This is a genomic window from Ensifer sp. NM-2, assembly GCF_003024455.1.
GTDB lineage: Bacteria > Pseudomonadota > Alphaproteobacteria > Rhizobiales > Rhizobiaceae > Ensifer > Ensifer canadensis.
Window position 1 is genome coordinate 190,243 of sequence record NZ_PVZR01000005.1, and the last position, 17,887, is coordinate 208,129.

22 protein-coding genes and 1 pseudogene are annotated in these 17,887 nt (G+C 55.5%); 7 read left to right on the forward strand and 16 right to left on the reverse strand.

Annotated features, from left to right (window positions below):
* Positions 1–97: 97 nt before the first annotated feature.
* Positions 98–376, forward strand: coding sequence for a hypothetical protein (locus tag C6558_RS12575; RefSeq protein ID WP_146160883.1), 279 nt, complete (start codon positions 98–100; stop codon positions 374–376).
* Between the two features lie 44 nt (positions 377–420).
* Here the strand turns inward: C6558_RS12575 and C6558_RS12580 are convergent, their stop codons facing one another.
* The 6 genes from C6558_RS12580 to C6558_RS41580 all read right to left on the reverse strand — a co-directional run bounded on the left by C6558_RS12580 (position 421) and on the right by C6558_RS41580 (position 2,535).
* Complete coding sequence (locus tag C6558_RS12580; RefSeq protein ID WP_082557473.1) at positions 421–615, reverse strand: hypothetical protein; 195 nt, start codon at positions 613–615, stop codon at positions 421–423.
* Positions 616–713: 98 nt separating this feature from the next.
* On the reverse strand, positions 714–983 hold the full coding sequence (locus C6558_RS12585) for a DUF982 domain-containing protein (protein WP_057218484.1): 270 nt from the start codon (positions 981–983) through the stop codon (positions 714–716).
* Positions 980–1,444, reverse strand: a complete 465-nt coding sequence (locus C6558_RS12590) for a CBS domain-containing protein (RefSeq protein WP_057218482.1) — start codon at positions 1,442–1,444, stop codon at positions 980–982. The genes C6558_RS12585 and C6558_RS12590 overlap by 4 nt, the downstream gene beginning before the upstream one ends.
* On the reverse strand, positions 1,431–1,634 hold the full coding sequence (locus C6558_RS12595; RefSeq protein WP_057218480.1) for a hypothetical protein: 204 nt from the start codon (positions 1,632–1,634) through the stop codon (positions 1,431–1,433). The genes C6558_RS12590 and C6558_RS12595 overlap by 14 nt, the downstream gene beginning before the upstream one ends.
* Before the next feature lie 35 nt (positions 1,635–1,669).
* Positions 1,670–1,954, reverse strand: coding sequence for a hypothetical protein (locus C6558_RS12600; RefSeq protein ID WP_063997127.1), 285 nt, complete (start codon positions 1,952–1,954; stop codon positions 1,670–1,672).
* A gap of 356 nt (positions 1,955–2,310) precedes the next feature.
* On the reverse strand, positions 2,311–2,535 hold the full coding sequence (locus tag C6558_RS41580) for a DUF2934 domain-containing protein (RefSeq protein WP_057218477.1): 225 nt from the start codon (positions 2,533–2,535) through the stop codon (positions 2,311–2,313).
* Positions 2,536–2,923: 388 nt separating this feature from the next.
* On the opposite strand from C6558_RS41580, the gene C6558_RS12610 reads away from it, so the two are divergent.
* Positions 2,924–3,589, forward strand: a complete 666-nt coding sequence (locus tag C6558_RS12610) for a UdgX family uracil-DNA binding protein (protein WP_107027304.1) — start codon at positions 2,924–2,926, stop codon at positions 3,587–3,589.
* 519 nt (positions 3,590–4,108) lie between these two features.
* Complete coding sequence (locus tag C6558_RS12620; RefSeq protein WP_057218471.1) at positions 4,109–4,708, forward strand: hypothetical protein; 600 nt, start codon at positions 4,109–4,111, stop codon at positions 4,706–4,708.
* 334 nt (positions 4,709–5,042) lie between these two features.
* Here the strand turns inward: C6558_RS12620 and C6558_RS41585 are convergent, their stop codons facing one another.
* Both C6558_RS41585 and C6558_RS40700 read right to left on the reverse strand, forming a co-directional pair.
* Positions 5,043–5,303, reverse strand: coding sequence for a DUF982 domain-containing protein (locus tag C6558_RS41585; protein ID WP_063997126.1), 261 nt, complete (start codon positions 5,301–5,303; stop codon positions 5,043–5,045).
* 8 nt (positions 5,304–5,311) lie between these two features.
* Positions 5,312–5,674 carry a BON domain-containing protein gene (locus C6558_RS40700; protein WP_371412269.1) on the reverse strand — a complete coding sequence of 121 codons (363 nt, stop codon included), beginning with the start codon at positions 5,672–5,674 and terminating at the stop codon, positions 5,312–5,314.
* Here C6558_RS40700 and C6558_RS40705 point away from each other — a divergent pair.
* Positions 5,606–6,142 (forward strand): hypothetical protein, encoded by a 537-nt coding sequence (locus C6558_RS40705; protein WP_244494743.1) that lies wholly within the window; start codon positions 5,606–5,608, stop codon positions 6,140–6,142. The two genes, C6558_RS40700 and C6558_RS40705, sit on opposite strands and share 69 nt — an antisense overlap.
* 134 nt (positions 6,143–6,276) lie before the next feature.
* Here C6558_RS40705 and C6558_RS12640 read toward each other — a convergent pair whose 3' ends face one another.
* The 6 genes from C6558_RS12640 to otsA form a co-directional block, all read right to left on the reverse strand.
* The gene (locus C6558_RS12640; protein WP_057218468.1) at positions 6,277–6,993 is read right to left on the reverse strand and encodes an endonuclease/exonuclease/phosphatase family protein; all 717 of its coding nucleotides are present in this window, start codon (positions 6,991–6,993) and stop codon (positions 6,277–6,279) included.
* 114 nt (positions 6,994–7,107) lie between these two features.
* The gene (locus C6558_RS12645; RefSeq protein ID WP_057218467.1) at positions 7,108–8,163 is read right to left on the reverse strand and encodes an AI-2E family transporter; all 1,056 of its coding nucleotides are present in this window, start codon (positions 8,161–8,163) and stop codon (positions 7,108–7,110) included.
* Positions 8,164–8,442: 279 nt separating this feature from the next.
* Positions 8,443–8,814 (reverse strand): response regulator, encoded by a 372-nt coding sequence (locus C6558_RS12650; protein ID WP_057218466.1) that lies wholly within the window; start codon positions 8,812–8,814, stop codon positions 8,443–8,445.
* Between the two features lie 369 nt (positions 8,815–9,183).
* Positions 9,184–9,825, reverse strand: a complete 642-nt coding sequence (locus C6558_RS12655; RefSeq protein ID WP_057218465.1) for a peroxiredoxin-like family protein — start codon at positions 9,823–9,825, stop codon at positions 9,184–9,186.
* Positions 9,826–10,012: 187 nt separating this feature from the next.
* Positions 10,013–10,810 (reverse strand): trehalose-phosphatase, encoded by a 798-nt coding sequence (gene otsB / locus C6558_RS12660; protein WP_082557471.1) that lies wholly within the window; start codon positions 10,808–10,810, stop codon positions 10,013–10,015.
* A 105-nt stretch (positions 10,811–10,915) separates the two neighbouring features.
* A complete protein-coding gene (gene otsA, locus C6558_RS12665) occupies positions 10,916–12,292 on the reverse strand; it encodes an alpha,alpha-trehalose-phosphate synthase (UDP-forming) (RefSeq protein WP_057218463.1) in 1,377 nt (458 codons plus the stop codon).
* 153 nt (positions 12,293–12,445) lie between these two features.
* On the opposite strand from otsA, the gene C6558_RS12670 reads away from it, so the two are divergent.
* The 3 genes from C6558_RS12670 (at position 12,446) to C6558_RS12680 (ending at position 15,004) form a co-directional block, all read left to right on the forward strand.
* Positions 12,446–12,946 carry a PTS sugar transporter subunit IIA gene (locus C6558_RS12670; protein WP_057218461.1) on the forward strand — a complete coding sequence of 167 codons (501 nt, stop codon included), beginning with the start codon at positions 12,446–12,448 and terminating at the stop codon, positions 12,944–12,946.
* A gap of 482 nt (positions 12,947–13,428) precedes the next feature.
* Positions 13,429–14,208, forward strand: a complete 780-nt coding sequence (locus C6558_RS12675; RefSeq protein ID WP_107027306.1) for an SDR family NAD(P)-dependent oxidoreductase — start codon at positions 13,429–13,431, stop codon at positions 14,206–14,208.
* A 280-nt stretch (positions 14,209–14,488) separates the two neighbouring features.
* Positions 14,489–15,004, forward strand: a complete 516-nt coding sequence (locus C6558_RS12680) for a sigma-70 family RNA polymerase sigma factor (RefSeq protein ID WP_057205453.1) — start codon at positions 14,489–14,491, stop codon at positions 15,002–15,004.
* Positions 15,005–15,206: 202 nt separating this feature from the next.
* Here the strand turns inward: C6558_RS12680 and C6558_RS40710 are convergent.
* Both C6558_RS40710 and glgX read right to left on the reverse strand, forming a co-directional pair.
* A pseudogene (locus tag C6558_RS40710) lies at positions 15,207–15,329 on the reverse strand (DUF2934 domain-containing protein); the annotation flags it as partial.
* A gap of 126 nt (positions 15,330–15,455) precedes the next feature.
* Positions 15,456–17,540 carry a glycogen debranching protein GlgX gene (gene glgX, locus C6558_RS12690; RefSeq protein ID WP_057218458.1) on the reverse strand — a complete coding sequence of 695 codons (2,085 nt, stop codon included), beginning with the start codon at positions 17,538–17,540 and terminating at the stop codon, positions 15,456–15,458.
* Positions 17,541–17,887 lie beyond the last annotated feature (347 nt).

Consider the following 17,887-nt stretch of genomic DNA (forward strand, 5'->3'; position numbering starts at 1 on the left):
GACGTTTGTCTGGGAATCCCTGGTGAGGGGCCTTTTATATTAGGAAGATGTTGTTAGCGGTGGAGGCGTTGTGTGTGAGCAATGATCGAGGATGGTCATGACCGAAGGCACCAAAAAGGAGTTCGACGTGATTGGATTGCTTCCGTCGCTGAGGCAGTTCGCCAGTACACTCGAGACGGATCCGCAACGGTCAAAGCTTCTGGTCGAGCGTACGTTACGTCGAGCCGTCTCCGAACTTAAATCCTATCGCATCGGCATGGACCTTCGTCGGTGGCTCTTCAGATTAATGCTTGAGACCGCAGAACTGCGGGCTTCTCATGGGAAGATAGCTTTAGCAGCCCGGCGCGATCGATCACGACAAAGTCTTATGTCCTGACGTACGGCGGGCAGGATAGTGCACTAAGCAGCTGAGAGTGAAGCTCAGTCCTTTTTTGTTTTCATAGCGTCCGAAAGCTTGGTCCGATCGGGATCGTTAAGATTTTCACCAACAGCATCACGATCACTGTCCGGATCATCAACTGCCGGAAGGTAGCCGCGCGGGCGGGTCTGTCTTGGCCCTTCCCACCGCGGCGACTGATCGGTGGTGCCAGGTTTACCATCACGTGGCGTTTTCATTTTCTTTTCCTTTGTTTGAGTTCATAACAAGTCGACTTGCGTCTCCACATCCCGCCACTCGGCCCACCTCGACCTGGCCCAGCGAGTACTGTCTGCTACTACGATCCAGACCAACTGTTGACGGCAATGCTAGCTTCGCGCGCGGCCTCAATAAACGCACGACGGGCGTCATCGGGCGAACGCGAGCTGTGTTCTCCCATATGGCATATTGCCAAAGCCGCCTGTCGGGCCGGCCCGTCGTCGTGATGCCAGTGGTTCCGCAAGATGAGATATGCATCGCGAGTGCTCTGAACGCGAAATATCCGATCACCATCCGCCAGGAAGATCTCTTCATCCCAAAGTCGATCGACACCCAATTCTTCTCTCATGCTTCGACCTCCATGACTGCGAACTGGGCGGGTTCGGTCGATCTGCTCAGGATCATGCCCGCAACTTCCGGATGAACACGTGCGATGTCTGATAGCGAAAGAACCCCGACCGCCTCATGGCGATCATTCACAACGACAAGACGGCGAATCTTGCGTTCTGCCATCTTTTGCGCCGCATTCAATATGCTATCCTCAGGAGTGCAGGTTTCTGGCGAGACGACCATAAATTCGCGCACCGCACGAGTAGGGGGCGTGCCTTCGGCAAGCACCGACACAACAATATCTCGATCGGTAAGAACGCCAATGATGGCGCCAACACCGGGGACTTCCACCGGAAGTATTCCGACACCAGTTGCCGCCATCAACCGGGCGGCGGACTGGGCACTATCATTGGGTGAGATCGTAAAGGGCGTCGGCGTCATAAGTGAACCCACATTTGTAACCTGCTCAGAGCTTGCCATCGATCAAGCTCCTGCCGTTAATCGTTGCTGGCACCGCGATTTCGTCAGCGGGTGATTTTGGCAAAGGAAGATCGACGCGGTACGGTGGTACGACTTGCGCATCGCGGATCTTGTTCTTGCCATGTACGGGCGGCCCGAAATATTCGGGCTTCGGTGGGCGCGGCGGAAGACGTTTGAAGCGGAGGCGCATAACAGGTCCCTTTCAGTTGATTGTCAAAACTCAACTCAATCCGCCGGTAATTGTTCCGATTTTTGCTGGTCGTGGTCCTCACCAAACCGTGCCTCGACTGCGTGCAATATCGCTTGGAGCTCCTCACTGAGAGCATTTTGTGCAGCGAAGGCCTCACTCGGCACCACGCCTGGATCTTCCTCATGATCCTTCACGACCAAATCGTCCTCCACCTGTCCTAGGAGGCTTTGCCATTCCTCAGGGCGAGCTTGGCGAACAATACCCAGTAGTCCAATCAGGAGCTCTCTGTGCGCTGCAAGTTGAAATTCTAACTTGTTCATCTACGGCTCCATTCGTTCTCCACTCTGCACTCGAACTCACGTGGCCCGGCTTAGTTCCCAGGTGTGATAGAGACCGTCTGGTCGCCTAAGATTAGGAGTGCAGGAAACTGATCAATGATCGCAATGTGGAGCTCATGGACGCTCATGCTCGGCATCGAACAGCTCGTGTCCGAGCGTATGCCGCCCATGTCGGGTTTGAGGTTCACCTCACATCGTCCGATAAAGGTTGGCCAGAAAACGCTGTTTCGCAGTACTGAGATATCTCGGTTCAGCTAAAGGGCGATACCTGGCCATATGGCGGCGCCGACCGCTATCGTGCGGAGCCGGGCTATTTTCGCGATGCCTCTTTTTTACCTTTACAAAGATGGTTTGGTAACATCACCAGTATCGCGCGCTTCATCTTGGGTGGCGTCGGATGGCCAGGTTTGATACCGATTCGTCTCGCTCGGCATAGTTACCTCGTCGGGGCCCATCTCACGGGCTGCCTGCTCCCAATGACGTCTCTCCTGTCCCTCAGGGCGCCCCTCATTTTCCCATATCGCATAGGCTCGGCGTCGTATTACTTCGTCCCTGTCATTCATGGCCTGATCTCCGGATTTCGTGTCAACTACGGTGCTGCTAACCGGCCAGTCGATAATTTGTTCCAGTTTGATGACGGCGATTGTGGGAACACATTATCGGCTCGGCGGTTTTTCGACCAACGGCGGTAGCTAGGAGAAATGAGATGCCAAAACAGCGGCGCACGACTGATGACTATTCAGCGGAGCCCCGGGGGGCGGACTACGAGAACTCGATTTATGGGACCGTTCCCGAAGAAGGGGATTCCCTGACAGAAATTGCCGGCGAGCCACGGCGTCAAGCGGAAGAAATTGCAGAGCGCGTTCGGAGCGTCAGCCACGTACAGAACAATTTGCGAGTGGACCTTGAACAGGCCGTCGGACGCTTTGTCTCACTACGCGGACAGAGACATTGGATAAAGTAGATCCTAGACCGCGATTAGGCCCCGCGCTGGCAGACGATCACGCTGAGGCGAAGACGCTAAGAAGGTTGGAAGCACAGGCGCAAGTCTGTCGCCGCTGTGATCTTTACAGGCACGCGACGCAAATGGTTTTCGGCGAAGGGCCGCGGTTTGCGCGCCTAATGTTTATCGGGGAGCAGCCTGGCGACCAGGAGGATCTTTCTGGACGCCCATTCATCGGACCGGCGGGAAAGTTGTTTGCTGAGTGCTTGGTTGAGGCCGGCACCGATCGGGCAGAGTGTTATGTGACCAACGCTGTTAAACACTTCAAGTTCGAGCAGCGCGGCAAACGTCGGCTTCATTCGCGTCCGAATGCCGGTGAGATCCAGCGATGCTCTTGGTGGCTCGGCGCTGAACTTGATCTCGTGTCTCCCCAGGTCGTCGTCGCGTTGGGCGCGACTGCGGCCCGTGCTCTTCTCGGCCCGTCTGTTAAGGTGACGCGGGACCGTGGACAGGCGTTTGCGAGCGATCGCCCCTTCAAGGCGCTTGTGACCGTGCACCCGTCCTTTCTCCTGCGCATTCCGGATCGAGGGAGAGCCGAAAAGGAACGCCAACATTTCGTTGCCGACCTCGTTGCTGCCAGCCTGGCTATAGAGGCGACGGGTAATACGGGTTGAACCGTTGAGTGAGAATCTTTCAAAACGACCGGGAAGGAGCGATTATGTCTACACCTAAACCGCCAAACCCTGACGAGCAGCCTCCGATGCCCGCGCCGACCTGGATTCCCAGGCCGATCGAAGAACCGGAACCGGATGAATTGCCGGACGAGAAGCGGAATCCCAATCCAGATGAGGTGAGTGAGCCCCCCAAATATCTATCCAGCCAAGGCAGCGGCTGTGCAGCGACGTCCTGGGGAAGCAACCGCCCCGAGTTTTGGAGTCGCAAACGACTGTAGAGGAGCTAAATCAAGGGAAAGCGCATTATTCATGGTTCTGCCGTTGTGGGCCTTCGCTTCAAACCTGCGCTCTGCAAAAAAGGTGAAACGTCGGCAGTATCCGTCCGGACAAACCTGAACGCACCTGGGCCTCAGCGCCAACTCACTGCGGCTCCGGCAAAGGAGCATATGAAAGTTGCGGGACGGAGACGGACTGTAAATCTGTAGCGGTGGCCTCGAAGACACGCAAAAGGAGCGTCATATGCGGACTGTAAGTGGACTTTTTGATAATCATGATGACGCGCGGAACGCCGTTGCGCAGTTGGAAGCGGTGGGCGTGCCTTCATCCGACATTAGTCTCATCGCCAACAACGTTGATAACCGCTACTCCGATAGCGATACGAGTGCTGCCGAGGGCGCCGGTGCCGGTGCGAGTCTTGGTGCCGCAGGAGGCGGAGCGGTTGGGCTTCTAACGGGCCTAGGATTGATGGCAATACCAGGTGTTGGCCCTGTGGTGGCGGCGGGTTGGTTAGCATCAACCGCAGCGGGAGCTGCCGCGGGAGCGGTGGCCGGAGGAGCTGTCGGAGGCATGATAGGGGCCATCACCAATTCGGGGATAAGCGAAAGCGACGCTCACGTTTATGCCGAAGGTGTGCGCCGTGGTGGTAGCGTTGTCATAGCCCGCATTGATGAAGGGCTGGTAGCGGAGGCGGAGGCAATACTGCGCGCCAATTCGGTCGATCCCATTGGAAGGCGCCAGGCGTATACTGAAGCCGGTTGGCAGCGGTTTGATGACCGAGCCGCGCCTTACAGCGCAAGTGAAATCGAAGAAGAACGGCGGCGCTACACCCGCATCCCTTGATGAATGCGACAATCACCGTTGATCTAGCCGATTCAGGCTCCTCAGTGCGCCCGTGATCAGCGCACGGAGCGAGAGGGCGGCAAAACTCGAATCTGCGAAAATTGTTGTCGACATCCTTTCGGAGCGAATGGCTGCAGGGCGGCTCTTTCTTCTCACCGACGTACACGACCGAAGAGCCCGCAGAATGTCTTCGAGGCAACTGAGGATCGCGACGACATTTCTGGTCGTTGTAAGACTGGCGGCGGATCGGTTAGCAGCGCTCGCGCCAGAAGTTGATGCTAACTGGCCGGCAACTCGTAGATTGCTCGGGCGCACGCTGCATCGGTGGACTCTGTTATTTGTCACTGGCCAGATCGGCCTCCCGCGCAGCCTTGAAAAATGCGATTCGCGAAAGATAAGCAGGAGCATGACCCGAAAGGACCTCTTCGCATGCGGTTAGCGCTGAGGTGTACGCAGGGCCTGTTGCCGCAGCCGGCGGCCAGCGCTGCAAAAGGATTTCCTTTGCCTGACGAGCGTTGCCGACAACCTCTACACGGTCGGCATCGGGCAACCTGATCACGATTGATTCATTCCATGCTCCTGGGTGAGGTGACATGCTGCTTCTCAAACGGTTGATGATTGTTGGCTAGAACTGCCCGTCACTGGGCCGCTTGTTGTGCGAACCCTCGAGTTGCTCTGGACATGTAATACTCCGGAAACTGCGTCGACGCAGTTCTCGGCTCGCCATATGTCCTGACGAGAGGACACCTGGCCTGGAAGCGTCACTTCTCCATTGAAGACCGAGACCAATTCGTCAGTGCTCCAAGCACTCGGATCACCTTTGTCGAAACCAAACCTTGGGTCACATCGCGGCGTGCCTTCGAGTGATAGATAGCGGCGTCCCCTTTTCATCCCCGGATGATCGTCACGCTGGGCTTCATAGTCGCGCCCGTAACGTTCCTCGCGTTCGTAACGATCCTCTGCCATCGCCAGCTCCTCCTTTTGATCTGCCAAAACATCGCAATCGCGGTCCTGTTCCGCATAGATCAAAAAAGATTGCTTCAGGCAGTTCGAAGGATCCGGCTGCATGTTCCGGCCATGCACCCGATCATCACGACGATGTGTTTAGCTATGCGGAACGTTGTTGGCGGTTCCCAGTTTGGCAAGGTGTTCAAGGCATTTTTTAAACAGGAGTTCATCATGCTCAGGAAACTTTTAGTGGGAGCGTTTTTATGCGTTCTCGTGGCGCCTTCTGCTTTTGCTCAGTCCGATATCACCTGTAACCAGGCGGCCATGACGAAGCTTGAGACAGACGTGAAGGCCATCACCGATGAGATGAAAAAGGACTACGCCAACAAGGAGTTGGCGATGGCGAAGCAAGCCCTTGCATCGAATGACGCTGACAAATGCAAGACCCACATGTCGAACGCAATGAAGGGAAATGACCCGATGTGATCGTCCCAAATCACTGTGCGCAAGCAGTGCGGATCGCGCCACAGATCGCGATCCGACGGCAGCAGTGAGATATCTTTGACAATGCGTTTATATAATTGACGATGTTGTCCAAACGGATCAACCGACCACCCATCTCAAGAGTTCAAGTTGAAGCGTGCAAAGATCGGAAGATGGTCAGACGCGCGTCTTGCTGGAGGCGCAGTGATCACCTCAAGCGATAGGAGCTCAAGTGCGCCCGAGTGCATGACATGATCGAGCCGCAACAGAGGATAGAGCGACGGGAAAGTTGCCAACGAACGACGCGACCCGGTCTGCGCAACGAGGACCTCCTTGAGGCGTTGCAATTCGCGCGAACCGGGGAGCGCATTCAGATCGCCAACAAACACCGTCGGGTTGTCTCGACAACGCTGATTACCCAGCCAGTCAGGTCCCAGCAATTCCATGGTCTGTGCGAGACGCTCCCTCCGTCTGAGGCCGAAATGGGTATTTAAAACGTTCAGTCGGAAATCGCCAAAACGGACCTCCACCCACAATGCGCCGCGAGGTTCACCAATCGACGGCAAGGGCCCTGCACGCACCAGCTCCGAGGGGTGTGCTGTCATTATGGCATCTCCATATTGCTCTTCTTCCAAATGTAGAGCCGGATGGAAGTGCGATTTCATCCGAAGATGTTCGGCTATAGCTTCTGCCTGATCGATGGTCTGCGTACGCGCGCGGCCCACATCCAGCTCCTGGAGGGCAATCACGTCAGGATCGCAAGCGGCAATCACCTCTGCGACGCGCTTGATGTCCAGTCGGCGATCCGTGCCGATGCAACTGTGAACGTTATATGTCAGAACAGAAAATTCCATGCGGGAGATCCGATGTGGTTGGTCATTGAAAATGAAACAGGCGCAAGCGGGTTGGCGCCGTCCCTATGGTCGTCTCCTGAAGATTGCTTGCGTGAGGTCGCCGTCACGCAAGAACTACAACTTCGGTGTCTTTGCTTGCGCCTCCTCCGTGAAGATATCCCACGCGGATATGAAAAGGGCGGCTATCAAAGGACCGATAACAAATCCATTGGCGCCAAGCACGGATAGGCCCCCCAGCGTTGAAAGCAGCACCACATAATCTGGCATTCTGGTCTCCTTGCCGACAAGCCGGGGACGCAACAGATTGTCCACCAGCCCGATTACCAGGAGGCCGACTGCGACGAGCACAACGGCTTTCAACCAGAGTCCGATCAAACCGAGGTAGATGGCCGCCGGTACCCATATAAGGGAGGTGCCCAGTATTGGGATTAACGAGACAAAGAACATTACGACAGACCAAAGCAAGGCTGGTTCGAGGCCCAGGAGCCGGAAGGCCAGTCCCCCGATGATGGCTTGAACCAGCGCTATGACGAGGGTCCCACGCACCGTTGCGCGCACAACTGAAGTGAACTTGACAGAAAACTGGCGCGTATTCTCCTCGCTAAGCGGAACGACGCGGCGAATGGCTCCGACCAGATCCCGACCATCACGGAAGAAGAAGAACAACAGATAGAGCATAAGGCTCGACGAGACCAGGAACCCAAAAGTCCCCTGCCCGAAGCTCAAGGCTCTTTCGGCGAAGAAACTCCCACCTTCCATCAGGCCCGAGGATAATGACGCGTTCAGCTCGTCGAAGGTCTTAAACTCAAAGCCTTGAAACCACCTGCCGACGGATGCAGGAAGAACATCCTCGATTTTGCGCGCAATGGGTTCGAGATCGATCGCACCGCTTTTTATCCGAGTGTAGAGTTTGCCACCTTCCCTAAACAGCGAAACGATGACAGCCAGTCCGGGAACGACGACCAGGCAGACACAGATACTAAGGCTGATTGCTGCCGCCGCGTTTGAGCGTGGACCGAGCATGCGGGCAACGCGGCTGTGTAAGGGATGGAACATGATCGCCAACACAACTGCCCAAAGAATCGCCGAATAGAATGGAGCCACAATCGCAGCGAAAGCCACCGTCACCAGGGCGAGAAGCAGATAGAAAAAGAAGCGGTGTTTGGTCATCAACGCCTTTCCACTGTGCGGACTTCGAAAAACTGGCCAGTTTGCGCCGAACTTCTCGACCCATCAGGTGAAACGCGTGTGAGGGAAGATCGTTGCCCGACACCGTAGCCAACCTTCGTCCTTCGCAAGTTAGGCCGCCACTTGAACGCAGCAACGCGACTCCCTCGCCGATGCATCCGTGAGTTGACGGGCAAATCCGCGATCGACGCTACTAATCGAACTCGGTGTCTGCCCGGGTTGTTCCGGTTTGCCGTGGAAGACTTGCCTGACGGTTTAGGGCTAAGCTGAAATCTGGAGCATCAAGTGCAATGTTGATACAAGCTCGTCTTCCGCGACAGGTTTTTGAAGCCGTAACATCGTGGAAAATTCGGACGGTACGCTCTGGTGGTCATAGCCTGTCAGGAAAAAGAACGGGACTGCACGCTCCTTGAGCCACCTGGCGATTTCGAAACAGGGGCCCTTGCCCATGTTGATGTCAACTACGGCCCCCGAAATCTCACTGGTGGCAATTTGTTGCATGCAGGAGTTGACGGAAGGAAAAGGACCAACGACTACCGCGCCGGTTTTTCTGATGATGCGAGAAATTTCATCTGCCTGAAGATAGTCGTCCTCGGCTACAAGGATGCGATATCCGGTCAGTTCCGTCGTCATCTTTAGGCCCTAGTTTCACCCCCAGTTTGTTTCAAAGCACTCGATAAACGAAGTACGCGCCAAAAAGTTCACATACGGACATTGCGGATCTTACTGCCTCCGGCGCTCCTAACACTGATGCGAGTAATCCGCGACAATTCTCAGCACGGCTATTTTTTCAGAGATCCCTGCCCGTGGAGTGGGTGGGAAATCAGACACTCAACCGGACCATAGCTTCGGTGGTCACGATTAACTCGGACACGTAGCTCGGAAACGTTTGGCGGCAATAGCGGGGATGCTGACAAGGCCCGGAAGAAAAAGCTTCCCAGATTCATTGCCCTCTTAGAAGAAGAGCAGGGGCACTTTCAATGCAAGTTCAGGACGCGGAGCCTAATGGGCCACCTGGGAAGCTGCCGACATCAATTCCTCGGGATTGGGCGCGCTGAATGTTTGTAGGCCACCCTTCAGAACTTCAGTGAAGCTCCAGCGTATGATGCCCTCCCGATCAATCAGGAACTGACCGACAAGTTGCCCCTGGTCGGAAGTGATCATCTGCTGATCGGCTGCGGTAATTTCATATCCTTCCCTCTTATTGATAAACTCGTCCATTGCCATCACGTCCATTGGCTCAGGCAACTCGCCCGGGAGGTCGATCCGTATCGCCATGACCGTGTCCATTCCGACTTCACGCAAGCCGAAAGCATGGTGCGAAGCCCGCACCGGGTCGGACGCTGCAAGAACTTCGGGAATCGGATGGTAACGGAAATAGAGTCGGGCGCGTTCGACCGGGGTGTTTACGACCGCTAGAGTTTGAACGCCCTTTTCACGCAGGGCCGGGTTAAGCTGTGCCATCGCCGCGACATGGCGCCGGCAGAACGGACAGTGCAAGCCTCGAAACAAACCAATCAATAATGGATTACGGCCTCGAAAATCTTCGAGCGCGATCTTGCCGTCGCCCGAGATCGCATCGAGCACAACATTCGGCGCCCGGTCACCCGGCTGCAGCGGGCGGTCGACGCTGCTCATGGGCATGGACAACCTCCTGGTCCGGCTCAGTCAAAAAGGCAGCGGCACTCGCGCGGTCTCAAAACTTCCTGCACGAGGCTTTGCAACCGGATCATAGCACGGAAAGTGCCTCTGCGGTTCGCCGATTTCCGCAGCTTTCTGCCATCAAAGAAATGATCAGTTTCTGTTTGCTTTGTGACGCTGCCGGCGGCGGTCAGCTATTCTCCATGGCAAAAGCTAAATAATCGCGCAGATCTTGCGGCGACTGGATCGTACCGAGTGCGCATGAAACAGCTGATGGGCGCCCGATTCGGATCGAGTAACCACCCATCGCGTTAGCTGTCGCAAACATCGTTTCATCCGTGAGGTCGTCACCGATTGCAAGTGGCCGCCTGCCACGGAATGGAGGATTGGCCATGAAGCGCTCAAGAGCATCGGCCTTGGAAGCCCCAGCAGGGCGTAGTTCGCACACCTTTTTTCCCATTTGCAGGGTCCAGTCTGGTCCTGCTTTCTCAGCATAACGCCTCATTAACGCTTCGACTTCCTGCTCAAAACTCGGCGCGAGCCTATAATGGAGGGCGACCGCGGCACCCTTGTCCTCGACAAGGACATCCGGCATGTTTTGCGCTTCAGCCAGTAGGTTCCCCTTCAGTATGGCGAAAGCTGTCGGCGCCTCTACAAGGAGGAGATGACCATCAGTACCGCGCATTTCACCGCCATGTAATCCGGCGATGGGGAACTCGAAAGGTTGAAAAAGCTCATCCGCATACAGGAGCGCGCGTCCCGTCACAATCGCAAGCGCGCCATCCATTCGGGTAGAGAGATGGTGCAGGTTCTCGGGAAGCTCCGCGGGAACGTGAATTGCATCGGGCGTTGGTGCCAAATCGAGCAATGTCCCGTCGATGTCCAAAAAGAGCGCCCAAGCAAGCGGGTTTTCAACCAGGTCGCGCAGGGCGGTATCCAGTGCAGGTGTCTTGCGTGCGAACGGTAGCTTGCTGTCGTCGGTGGTCATCCTAGCTTTCTCCGTCTAAGGCGCCCCACGAATGCCCAGTACATGCTTCCGTTCAAAATAACGCGTAGCGGTCTTGATGAGCAGGCGCGTCTCTTTGGTCGGTGTTTATTGCAAGGGCGGCCCCTCCAGGTCGTCCAAAAACCATTCGCACCAATGCTGGACGTCATGTTCCAGCAGATGGTCGTACATAGATCTCCATCTTCCCCGCCTCTCTTCAAGCGACATCGTCAAAGCTGTCGAGAGAGCCTGGGCTATCCCCTCCACGTCGTAGGGATTGACCTTGATCGCGCCATCGAGTTCCCTGGCCGCGCCGGCGAATGCAGAGAGTACCAAGACTCCTGGATCGTCCTCGCTTTGGGCGGCCACATATTCCTTTGCCACCAAGTTCATGCCGTCTCGCAAAGGCGTAACGAGGCCTACTTTCGACAAGCGATAAAGTCCGGACAAAAGGTTATGCGGCACGGAACGATTGATGTATCTGATGGGAACCCAGTCGAGCGTACCTAGCTCACCATTCACCCGCCCAGCCTGTTCGGCAACCACGCGCTGCATCGCTTCATATTCAGGGACTTCGGAGCGTGATTTGGGCGTGATTTGTAGGTAGGTGACTTTTCCTTGCATGTGCTTTTCAGAGCGAATGAAACGTTCAAAAGCATCGATGCGCTGCGTTATACCCTTTGAATAGTCAAGACGGTCGGCGCCGACGATTAGATCTCTGCCCCTGAGGCTCTCGGCTGCTTTGCGCAGGGGCCGGCTGGTCGCGGATTGTGCAGCAAGCGTGCTGAAGCGAGCCGTGTCAATTCCGATGGGATACGCCCCTACCCGGAGTGATTTGCCTTCCGTCGTGGTGATTATCCCGCCTACGTGTCTGGCGAGGCCACTCCTTTGCAAACAACCCAAAAAATTCTCTACGTCGTACTTTGTCTGAAAACCGACCACATCGTAGGAGCAGAGGCTTTTCAGGATTTCTGCGTGAACAGGCATGGCGAAAAAGACGTCGGGAGGCGGCCAGGGAATATGAAGGAAAAAACCGAGACGGTTGCGAAGCCCGGCCCTTCGCAACTCCGCTGCGAGAGGAATAAGATGGTAATCATGGACCCATACAAGGTCCCCTTCCTGTACCAGGGAGGCTAGACGCTCGGCGAAAAATCGGTTGACGCGGAAATAGCCGCTCATTTCCTTGCGCTCATACTCCGCGAGGTCGAGTCGATAATGGCAGATCGGCCAAAGCACTCGATTGGCAAAGCCTTGATAATATTCTTCCAGGTCTTTCTGAGTAAGATCAGTCAACGCGTAGGTAATTTTTCCCACTGTGCTGATTGCCAACGGTGCGGGGGCCTTGTCGTCCGTTTGCTGACCTGACCAACCCATCCAGAGACCTCCCCGCTGCGCCAAGGCTGCGTTCAATGCGATAGCGAGTCCGCCAGCTGATGATGGTTGAGCGAGAGTAACGCGGTTGGAAACGACGATAAGACGGTTCATTGGCAGGGGGGTCTTCCGTTTGTTCATGGTGACGGTGGAACGAAGAAGCGAGTTCGAATGTTCCAACCCACCTGAGCCATGCGGCAGGAACAAGCACCCGTTTGGCGAATTGTACTGGCGGAAACGCACAACTGCCTACGCGTGGAGATTGCCATGAAGGAGAGTTTGTTTTTCTCACCGGACGAAATCATGGTGGGCTTGGTGGCAGACGATGTTGAGACCGTTCTCGAGGCTGGCGCTATTGCCTTGGGGGCAGCGGCTGGAATGCCGTCCCAAGGCATTTACGGACGCCTGCGCGAAAGTGAGCAGCTCGGCTCCACGGCCACTGGGGCAGGCTTCGCACTGCCTCATGCATTTATGACCACGCTACATGAGCCGATGAAGCTTTTGATGGTGCTTCGCGAGCCTGTGCTATTCGATCCACATAACCCACTCACAGCAGTCGATATTGTTGTGATGATGATCTGGCCCGCATTCCGTCAGCAGGGCTTCCTTCCCTCACTCGCACGCCATTCGAGGATTTTCGCGAATATTAGGCTTTTGGAGCGTCTCCGCTCCGCGCGGAATGAGGCGGATGTCATCACGGTACTCACCGGACACAAGCGGGGCACTCCCGCCATGCGCTCCGGCGTCGCAAAAGGCCTGATAAGTTAAATTAACATCGCTCTCTAACTTAGGCCGAAGAAAGACAAAATAGCGATGACCACAACAACGAGGCCTACGAGATAGATGATTTGGTTCATGTCACACTCCTTCGTTCTCATAACAAAACAGCCAGAAAGCCAAACTGTTCCCGAATGTTGCGCCCTGCGCGTATCCGCGCTTGCCACGACGAGCCTGGCCCGGTTTTGTCCGATGCGGAAAGCTCCTTCGATTAAAATATACGTCGGTCTCGCGAAGCAATTTTTGACAAACTTGGAACAGGCTTGGGTGGGCGCTGTTGGAAGCCTGTATCTAGTAGAGAATTGGATGACGCTTCGAATGCACGTACATCTGGCCAAGCAGTATGCTCTACACAGTGCAGGCTATCTTCGCCGACCTACGCCGTTGCGAGCCCTCTTGTGTTCGCATTGGCCATTCACGTCGTGGGGCGCTGAAACACGCCTGCTCAATACCTTCAACAGAAGGATATCAATATGTCGCATTTTTGCGTAGCGCTTGTTACCGGCGCCGGCTCGGGTATCGGCAAAGCAGTCGCGGAGCGACTTGCCCGCGAGAACGTCACCGTTGGTGTTCTGGGACGCAGCGAGAGTGAACTAAGGGAGACATTCAACAAGATTGTAGCTGATGGTGGCAAGGCGATCGTGCTGGTGGCCGATATATCAGATGAAAAACAGATGAGAAGAGCGGTTCAGCAACTGGTTGACGAAACCGGGCGCCTCGATATCGTTGTTGCCAATGCCGGCATAAACGGCGTTTGGGCCCCCATCGATGACCTGCAACCTTCCGAGTGGGATCAGACCATCGCCGTCAATTTGCGCGGAACCTATCTTACGCTGCACCTGACCGTGCCGCATCTCAAAGGATGCGGAGGCGGATCAATCGTTGTCGTATCGTCGATCAACGGCACTCGTACCTTCACGACTCCGGGTGCTACGGCCTATACTGCAACCAAGGCTGCTCAGGTGGCGATGGTGCAGCAACTCGCGCTGGAATTAGGAAAGCACGGCATCAGGATAAATGCCGTATGCCCTGGTGCGATTGCAACCAAGATAGAAGACAACACCAGCCTGCGTGGTGAGAAGGAAACCGTAATTCCGGTGAACTGGCCGGAGGGCGATGTCCCGATAACCGGCGGAGACCCCGGAAGGCCTGATGATGTCGCCGAGGTGGTCTGGTTCTTAGCCTCCCGTGGTTCGCGGCACGTGACCGGAAGCCCCATCTGGGTAGATGGGGGCCAGGGTTTACTGCGCTGATTACGAAGGCTTGGAAGCGCGGCGCATTCGCGCAGGGCCCGTGCGCACTTCCGAGAATCCGTGCGGTACCTCACTACCTTATCAAACAATCCGCGCTCGCCATGATGTAACGCATTTGGTTAAAGACAGGGAGTGCCATCGGCCCGAGATGGTTTAACTAGAAAACAAAGATCAAAAAATCGGCCTAAGACCCGGGATTTGAAGTTTGGGTCGGAACTTTGTTTAGCCGAGAGCATTCCACAGATTGATCTCACGTCTGGCTAGATGAAAGGCGTCGTTCATGTCCACGGTACCCTCCGGCCAACATCAGGTTACAATCCAAGATCAGGTCGTCGATCTTATCCCGGCTCTACGCGCTTTTGCGCGCACATTTGTTTCTGCCAGCCACGAGGGCGATGATCTTGTACAGGAAACTCTGTTTCGTGCGTTGCGCAGCATTGATCGCTTCGAGGAGGGAACTAATCTGAAATCATGGCTCTTCACGATCATGCACAATGTTTTCCGTACGCAATATAAGGTGCGTAAACGCGAGGCCCCTGGGGTGGTCGATTGTGCGGAGATGCCCATCCCCATGGCAGCGCCGCAGGACTGGCACGTGCTGAACAAGGATCTTCGCAAAGCGCTCCAGTCCCTGTCCCCTGAACACCGAGATGTCATAATACTCGTAGCTGGCTATGGTTTAAGTTATAAGGAAGCGGCGGATATTTGTGATTGTGCCATCGGAACAATCAAGAGCCGCCTTAACAGGGCCCGCGATGAGCTAGCCCACGAGATGCAAGGCAACCCGTTGCATTGAAGCGGGTTGCCTCATCGAAAAGGGGCCAGCGGCCAGATCTTGACTTGGAGCCGCCTAAACCATCTCACTTTTGTATGGGTCCCACGCGACCTCGACGATGTTTCGAAGGGCTCGTGCCTCCTGTCTTGGGCACGCGGGCGTCTTCGTACCCGCCAAGCGCGCCGGTGGATCCCTCGGTCTCGACAAAACGATCCCGGGGTTCTTCTTCTGACGAAAATTGGCGACTTGCTTCTTCCCAGTGCCTGGTTTCCTGCCCGTCCGGTCGCCCTTCTTCTTCCCAGATCTGGTAGGCTCGCTGTCTGATGCGTTCGTCCCTGTCATTCATCTAACTCGATCTCCGGCTTCGAATGTTAGCGCAGCGGCAGAACTGGCAGTGCTTGGTTTTGTTCCTTCTTGAGCTGCCAAAATCTATCGCAGGACGCTGGCGGCCGAGAACCGACAGCTTGTGAAATCACGCATCCGCAGCGATTTCCTCAGACAGAAAGACGACGGCGGTCTGACCCGCTACTGTTTCGACGGCGTTTGGTGCTGGACTAACTGCGCCTTCGCCTGCACTGTCAAATATACACTTCCATGCCGAGTGAGCAGGCTTGGGAAGGGCGAAGTCGCAGGGTTCGCCTGCGTTGAGGACAAGCAGGATTTGAGTGCCCGCTAAGGTTCCCGTACCCGTCAGCAAAACACCGAGAGTTTTCCGTTCACCGTCCTGCCAATCACTATCGTTCATGTTCTGACCGTCGGCGCGAAGCCACGTGACCGCAGTTCCATGCTCGTCAGTGAGGTCGCCCGTAGGAAAACGATCGTGCCGCAGGAGCGGGTACGATTTTCTCAAATTGATCGCAGCGCAGCAAAATTCAAAAAACTCGGGTTTCATGTTGCTCCAGTCTATCCATCCAATCTCATTGTCCTGGCAATAGCTATTATTGTTGCCGCCTTGAGTGTTGCTCAACTCATCGCCGCTAAGCACCATCGGCACGCCTTGGCTAAACAAGAGCGTCGCCATCATTGCCCGCCGCCGTCGATTGCGTGCAGCTAGAAGATTCCCGTCTTCCGTTTCCCCCTCAACACCAAGGTTGTCTGAATAGTTATTGGAATGCCCGTCCTGATTGCCTTCGCCATTCGCATCATTGTGCTTCTCGCGGTACGACACGAGGTCACAAAGCGTAAACCCGTCATGGGCAGTGATGAAGTTCACGGAGGATGTTGCGGCTCTGCCCGAGTGATCGAATTGCCTGGGCGAACCAACAAGCCGCTCGGAGAGGGCCGGCAACATTCCGTTGTCTTGTTTCCAGAATCGTCGGACATCATCCCTGAAGCGATCGTTCCACTCGCGGAAGGGGTGCGGGAATCCTCCGAGTTGATACCCGCCCTCACCGATGTCCCACGGCTCGGCTATGAGCTTGACGCCCGCCAGAACTGGGTCTTGTCGTATTGCATCAAAGAATCCCCCCTCCTGGTCGAACTCGTATCCCTCCCTTCCAAGAGTGCTCGCTAAATCAAACCGAAACCCGTCCACATGCATGGCGGTAACCCAGTATCGCAGGCTGTCGAGAACCATGCGCAGGACCATGGGATGAGCGACATTGAGAGCATTTCCAGTTCCTGTGGTGTCGTACGTATGACGCATTTTTTCGGGCGACTGCAAGTAGTAGCTCAGGTTGTCGATGCCACGGAATGACAGGGTCGGGCCCCGCTCCGAGCCCTCCCCGGTATGATTGAAGACCACGTCCATAATCACCTCGATGCCGGCGGAGTGAAAGGCTCTGACCATGGCCTTGAATTCCCGAATGGACCCGTTCGATTGATATCGGGGCTCCGGCGCGAAGTATCCAAGAGGTTGATATCCCCAGTAATTGGACAGTCTCTTTTCAAGCAGATGCCTGTCGTCGACAAAATGCTGAACAGGCAGAAGTTCGATTGCTGAAACACCCAGTTTCTCCAGATGCTCAAGTATCGCCGGATGCGCGATTGCTTCAAACGTGCCCCGGACGTCGTCAGGCACGCCGGGATGCGTCATCGTTAATCCACGTACGTGGGCTTCGTAGATGATGGTGTCGTTCCAGGGGCGACGTATCGCCTCTTCTCCCGACCAGTCGAATTCCGGATCCTGGACTATCGCCTTGGCCATATAGGGAGCGCTGTCTCGCTCATCGAACGACAAATCAATGTCTTTGTGGCCGATTGTGTAGCCGTACAATGCATCATCCCACCGAATGTCACCGAATATCTGTTTGGCATAGGGATCGAGTAGAAGTTTGTTAGCGTTGAAGCGATGGCCCCGCCTTGGATCATAAGGACCATGAACGCGATAGCCGTAAATCGTTCCCGGCCCGATGCCTTCCACATACCCTGACCAGATGTCGCCTTCGCGGTCGGGAAGGGGCATGCGAGCGACTTCCTCTTTGCCGTCGGACGAAAATAGGCAAAGCTCCACCTTCTCGGCGTGGGCGGAAAACAGCGCAAAATGGGTCCCGCGCCCGGTGTACTCAGCCCCAAGCTCGGGCTTTAAAAAGTCAAGCTTCGAGAATGTAAGATCCATGAGAGGTTCCCGAATTTGATGAGCTAAGCGTCGATCGGCAGGATAGCTGGCCAGGCTCGAACGCGCCGACTAAAGTTTTGTTCCCCTAGCGCTCCGACGTCGAGGAACCTTGCCCAATGTGGCGGGTTCTTTGGCGCAACCTAAGGAGAGCTATAATGTCTTTTGATTATGTTACGGGAACCGTATCCCTAAGCTGGGGTGCGGCGATAGTATCGCATAGTAGGGAACTTTTACTGCTGTGGGCACCGCATGAACTGCGCCCGCCCGTTATTGGTGGTCCAGCTATCGCTTGGATGGACTTGGTTTCGATGCGGTTGAGCATATCGTAGATCGCCGAAAACCTTCGT

What these genes read in the sequence shown, in the direction of transcription:
- C6558_RS12680 (WP_057205453.1), top strand. Translation starts at nt 14,489, where the DNA reads ATGTCCACGGTACCCTCCGGCCAACATCAGGTTACAATCCAAGATCAG.
- C6558_RS12645 (WP_057218467.1), bottom strand. Translation starts at nt 8,163, where the DNA reads ATGACCAAACACCGCTTCTTTTTCTATCTGCTTCTCGCCCTGGTGACG.
- C6558_RS12650 (WP_057218466.1), bottom strand. Translation starts at nt 8,814, where the DNA reads ATGACGACGGAACTGACCGGATATCGCATCCTTGTAGCCGAGGACGAC.
- C6558_RS12600 (WP_063997127.1), bottom strand. Translation starts at nt 1,954, where the DNA reads ATGAACAAGTTAGAATTTCAACTTGCAGCGCACAGAGAGCTCCTGATT.
- C6558_RS12675 (WP_107027306.1), top strand. Translation starts at nt 13,429, where the DNA reads ATGTCGCATTTTTGCGTAGCGCTTGTTACCGGCGCCGGCTCGGGTATC.
- C6558_RS40700 (WP_371412269.1), bottom strand. Translation starts at nt 5,674, where the DNA reads ATGGCAGAGGATCGTTACGAACGCGAGGAACGTTACGGGCGCGACTAT.
- C6558_RS12655 (WP_057218465.1), bottom strand. Translation starts at nt 9,825, where the DNA reads ATGCCCATGAGCAGCGTCGACCGCCCGCTGCAGCCGGGTGACCGGGCG.
- C6558_RS12620 (WP_057218471.1), top strand. Translation starts at nt 4,109, where the DNA reads ATGCGGACTGTAAGTGGACTTTTTGATAATCATGATGACGCGCGGAAC.
- otsA (WP_057218463.1), bottom strand. Translation starts at nt 12,292, where the DNA reads ATGAACCGTCTTATCGTCGTTTCCAACCGCGTTACTCTCGCTCAACCA.
- C6558_RS12585 (WP_057218484.1), bottom strand. Translation starts at nt 983, where the DNA reads ATGAGAGAAGAATTGGGTGTCGATCGACTTTGGGATGAAGAGATCTTC.
- C6558_RS41585 (WP_063997126.1), bottom strand. Translation starts at nt 5,303, where the DNA reads ATGTCACCTCACCCAGGAGCATGGAATGAATCAATCGTGATCAGGTTG.
- C6558_RS12590 (WP_057218482.1), bottom strand. Translation starts at nt 1,444, where the DNA reads ATGGCAAGCTCTGAGCAGGTTACAAATGTGGGTTCACTTATGACGCCG.
- C6558_RS12640 (WP_057218468.1), bottom strand. Translation starts at nt 6,993, where the DNA reads ATGGAATTTTCTGTTCTGACATATAACGTTCACAGTTGCATCGGCACG.
- C6558_RS12580 (WP_082557473.1), bottom strand. Translation starts at nt 615, where the DNA reads ATGAAAACGCCACGTGATGGTAAACCTGGCACCACCGATCAGTCGCCG.
- C6558_RS40705 (WP_244494743.1), top strand. Translation starts at nt 5,606, where the DNA reads ATGATCGTCACGCTGGGCTTCATAGTCGCGCCCGTAACGTTCCTCGCG.
- C6558_RS12595 (WP_057218480.1), bottom strand. Translation starts at nt 1,634, where the DNA reads ATGCGCCTCCGCTTCAAACGTCTTCCGCCGCGCCCACCGAAGCCCGAA.
- otsB (WP_082557471.1), bottom strand. Translation starts at nt 10,810, where the DNA reads ATGACCACCGACGACAGCAAGCTACCGTTCGCACGCAAGACACCTGCA.
- C6558_RS12670 (WP_057218461.1), top strand. Translation starts at nt 12,446, where the DNA reads ATGAAGGAGAGTTTGTTTTTCTCACCGGACGAAATCATGGTGGGCTTG.
- C6558_RS12575 (WP_146160883.1), top strand. Translation starts at nt 98, where the DNA reads ATGACCGAAGGCACCAAAAAGGAGTTCGACGTGATTGGATTGCTTCCG.
- C6558_RS41580 (WP_057218477.1), bottom strand. Translation starts at nt 2,535, where the DNA reads ATGAATGACAGGGACGAAGTAATACGACGCCGAGCCTATGCGATATGG.
- glgX (WP_057218458.1), bottom strand. Translation starts at nt 17,540, where the DNA reads ATGGATCTTACATTCTCGAAGCTTGACTTTTTAAAGCCCGAGCTTGGG.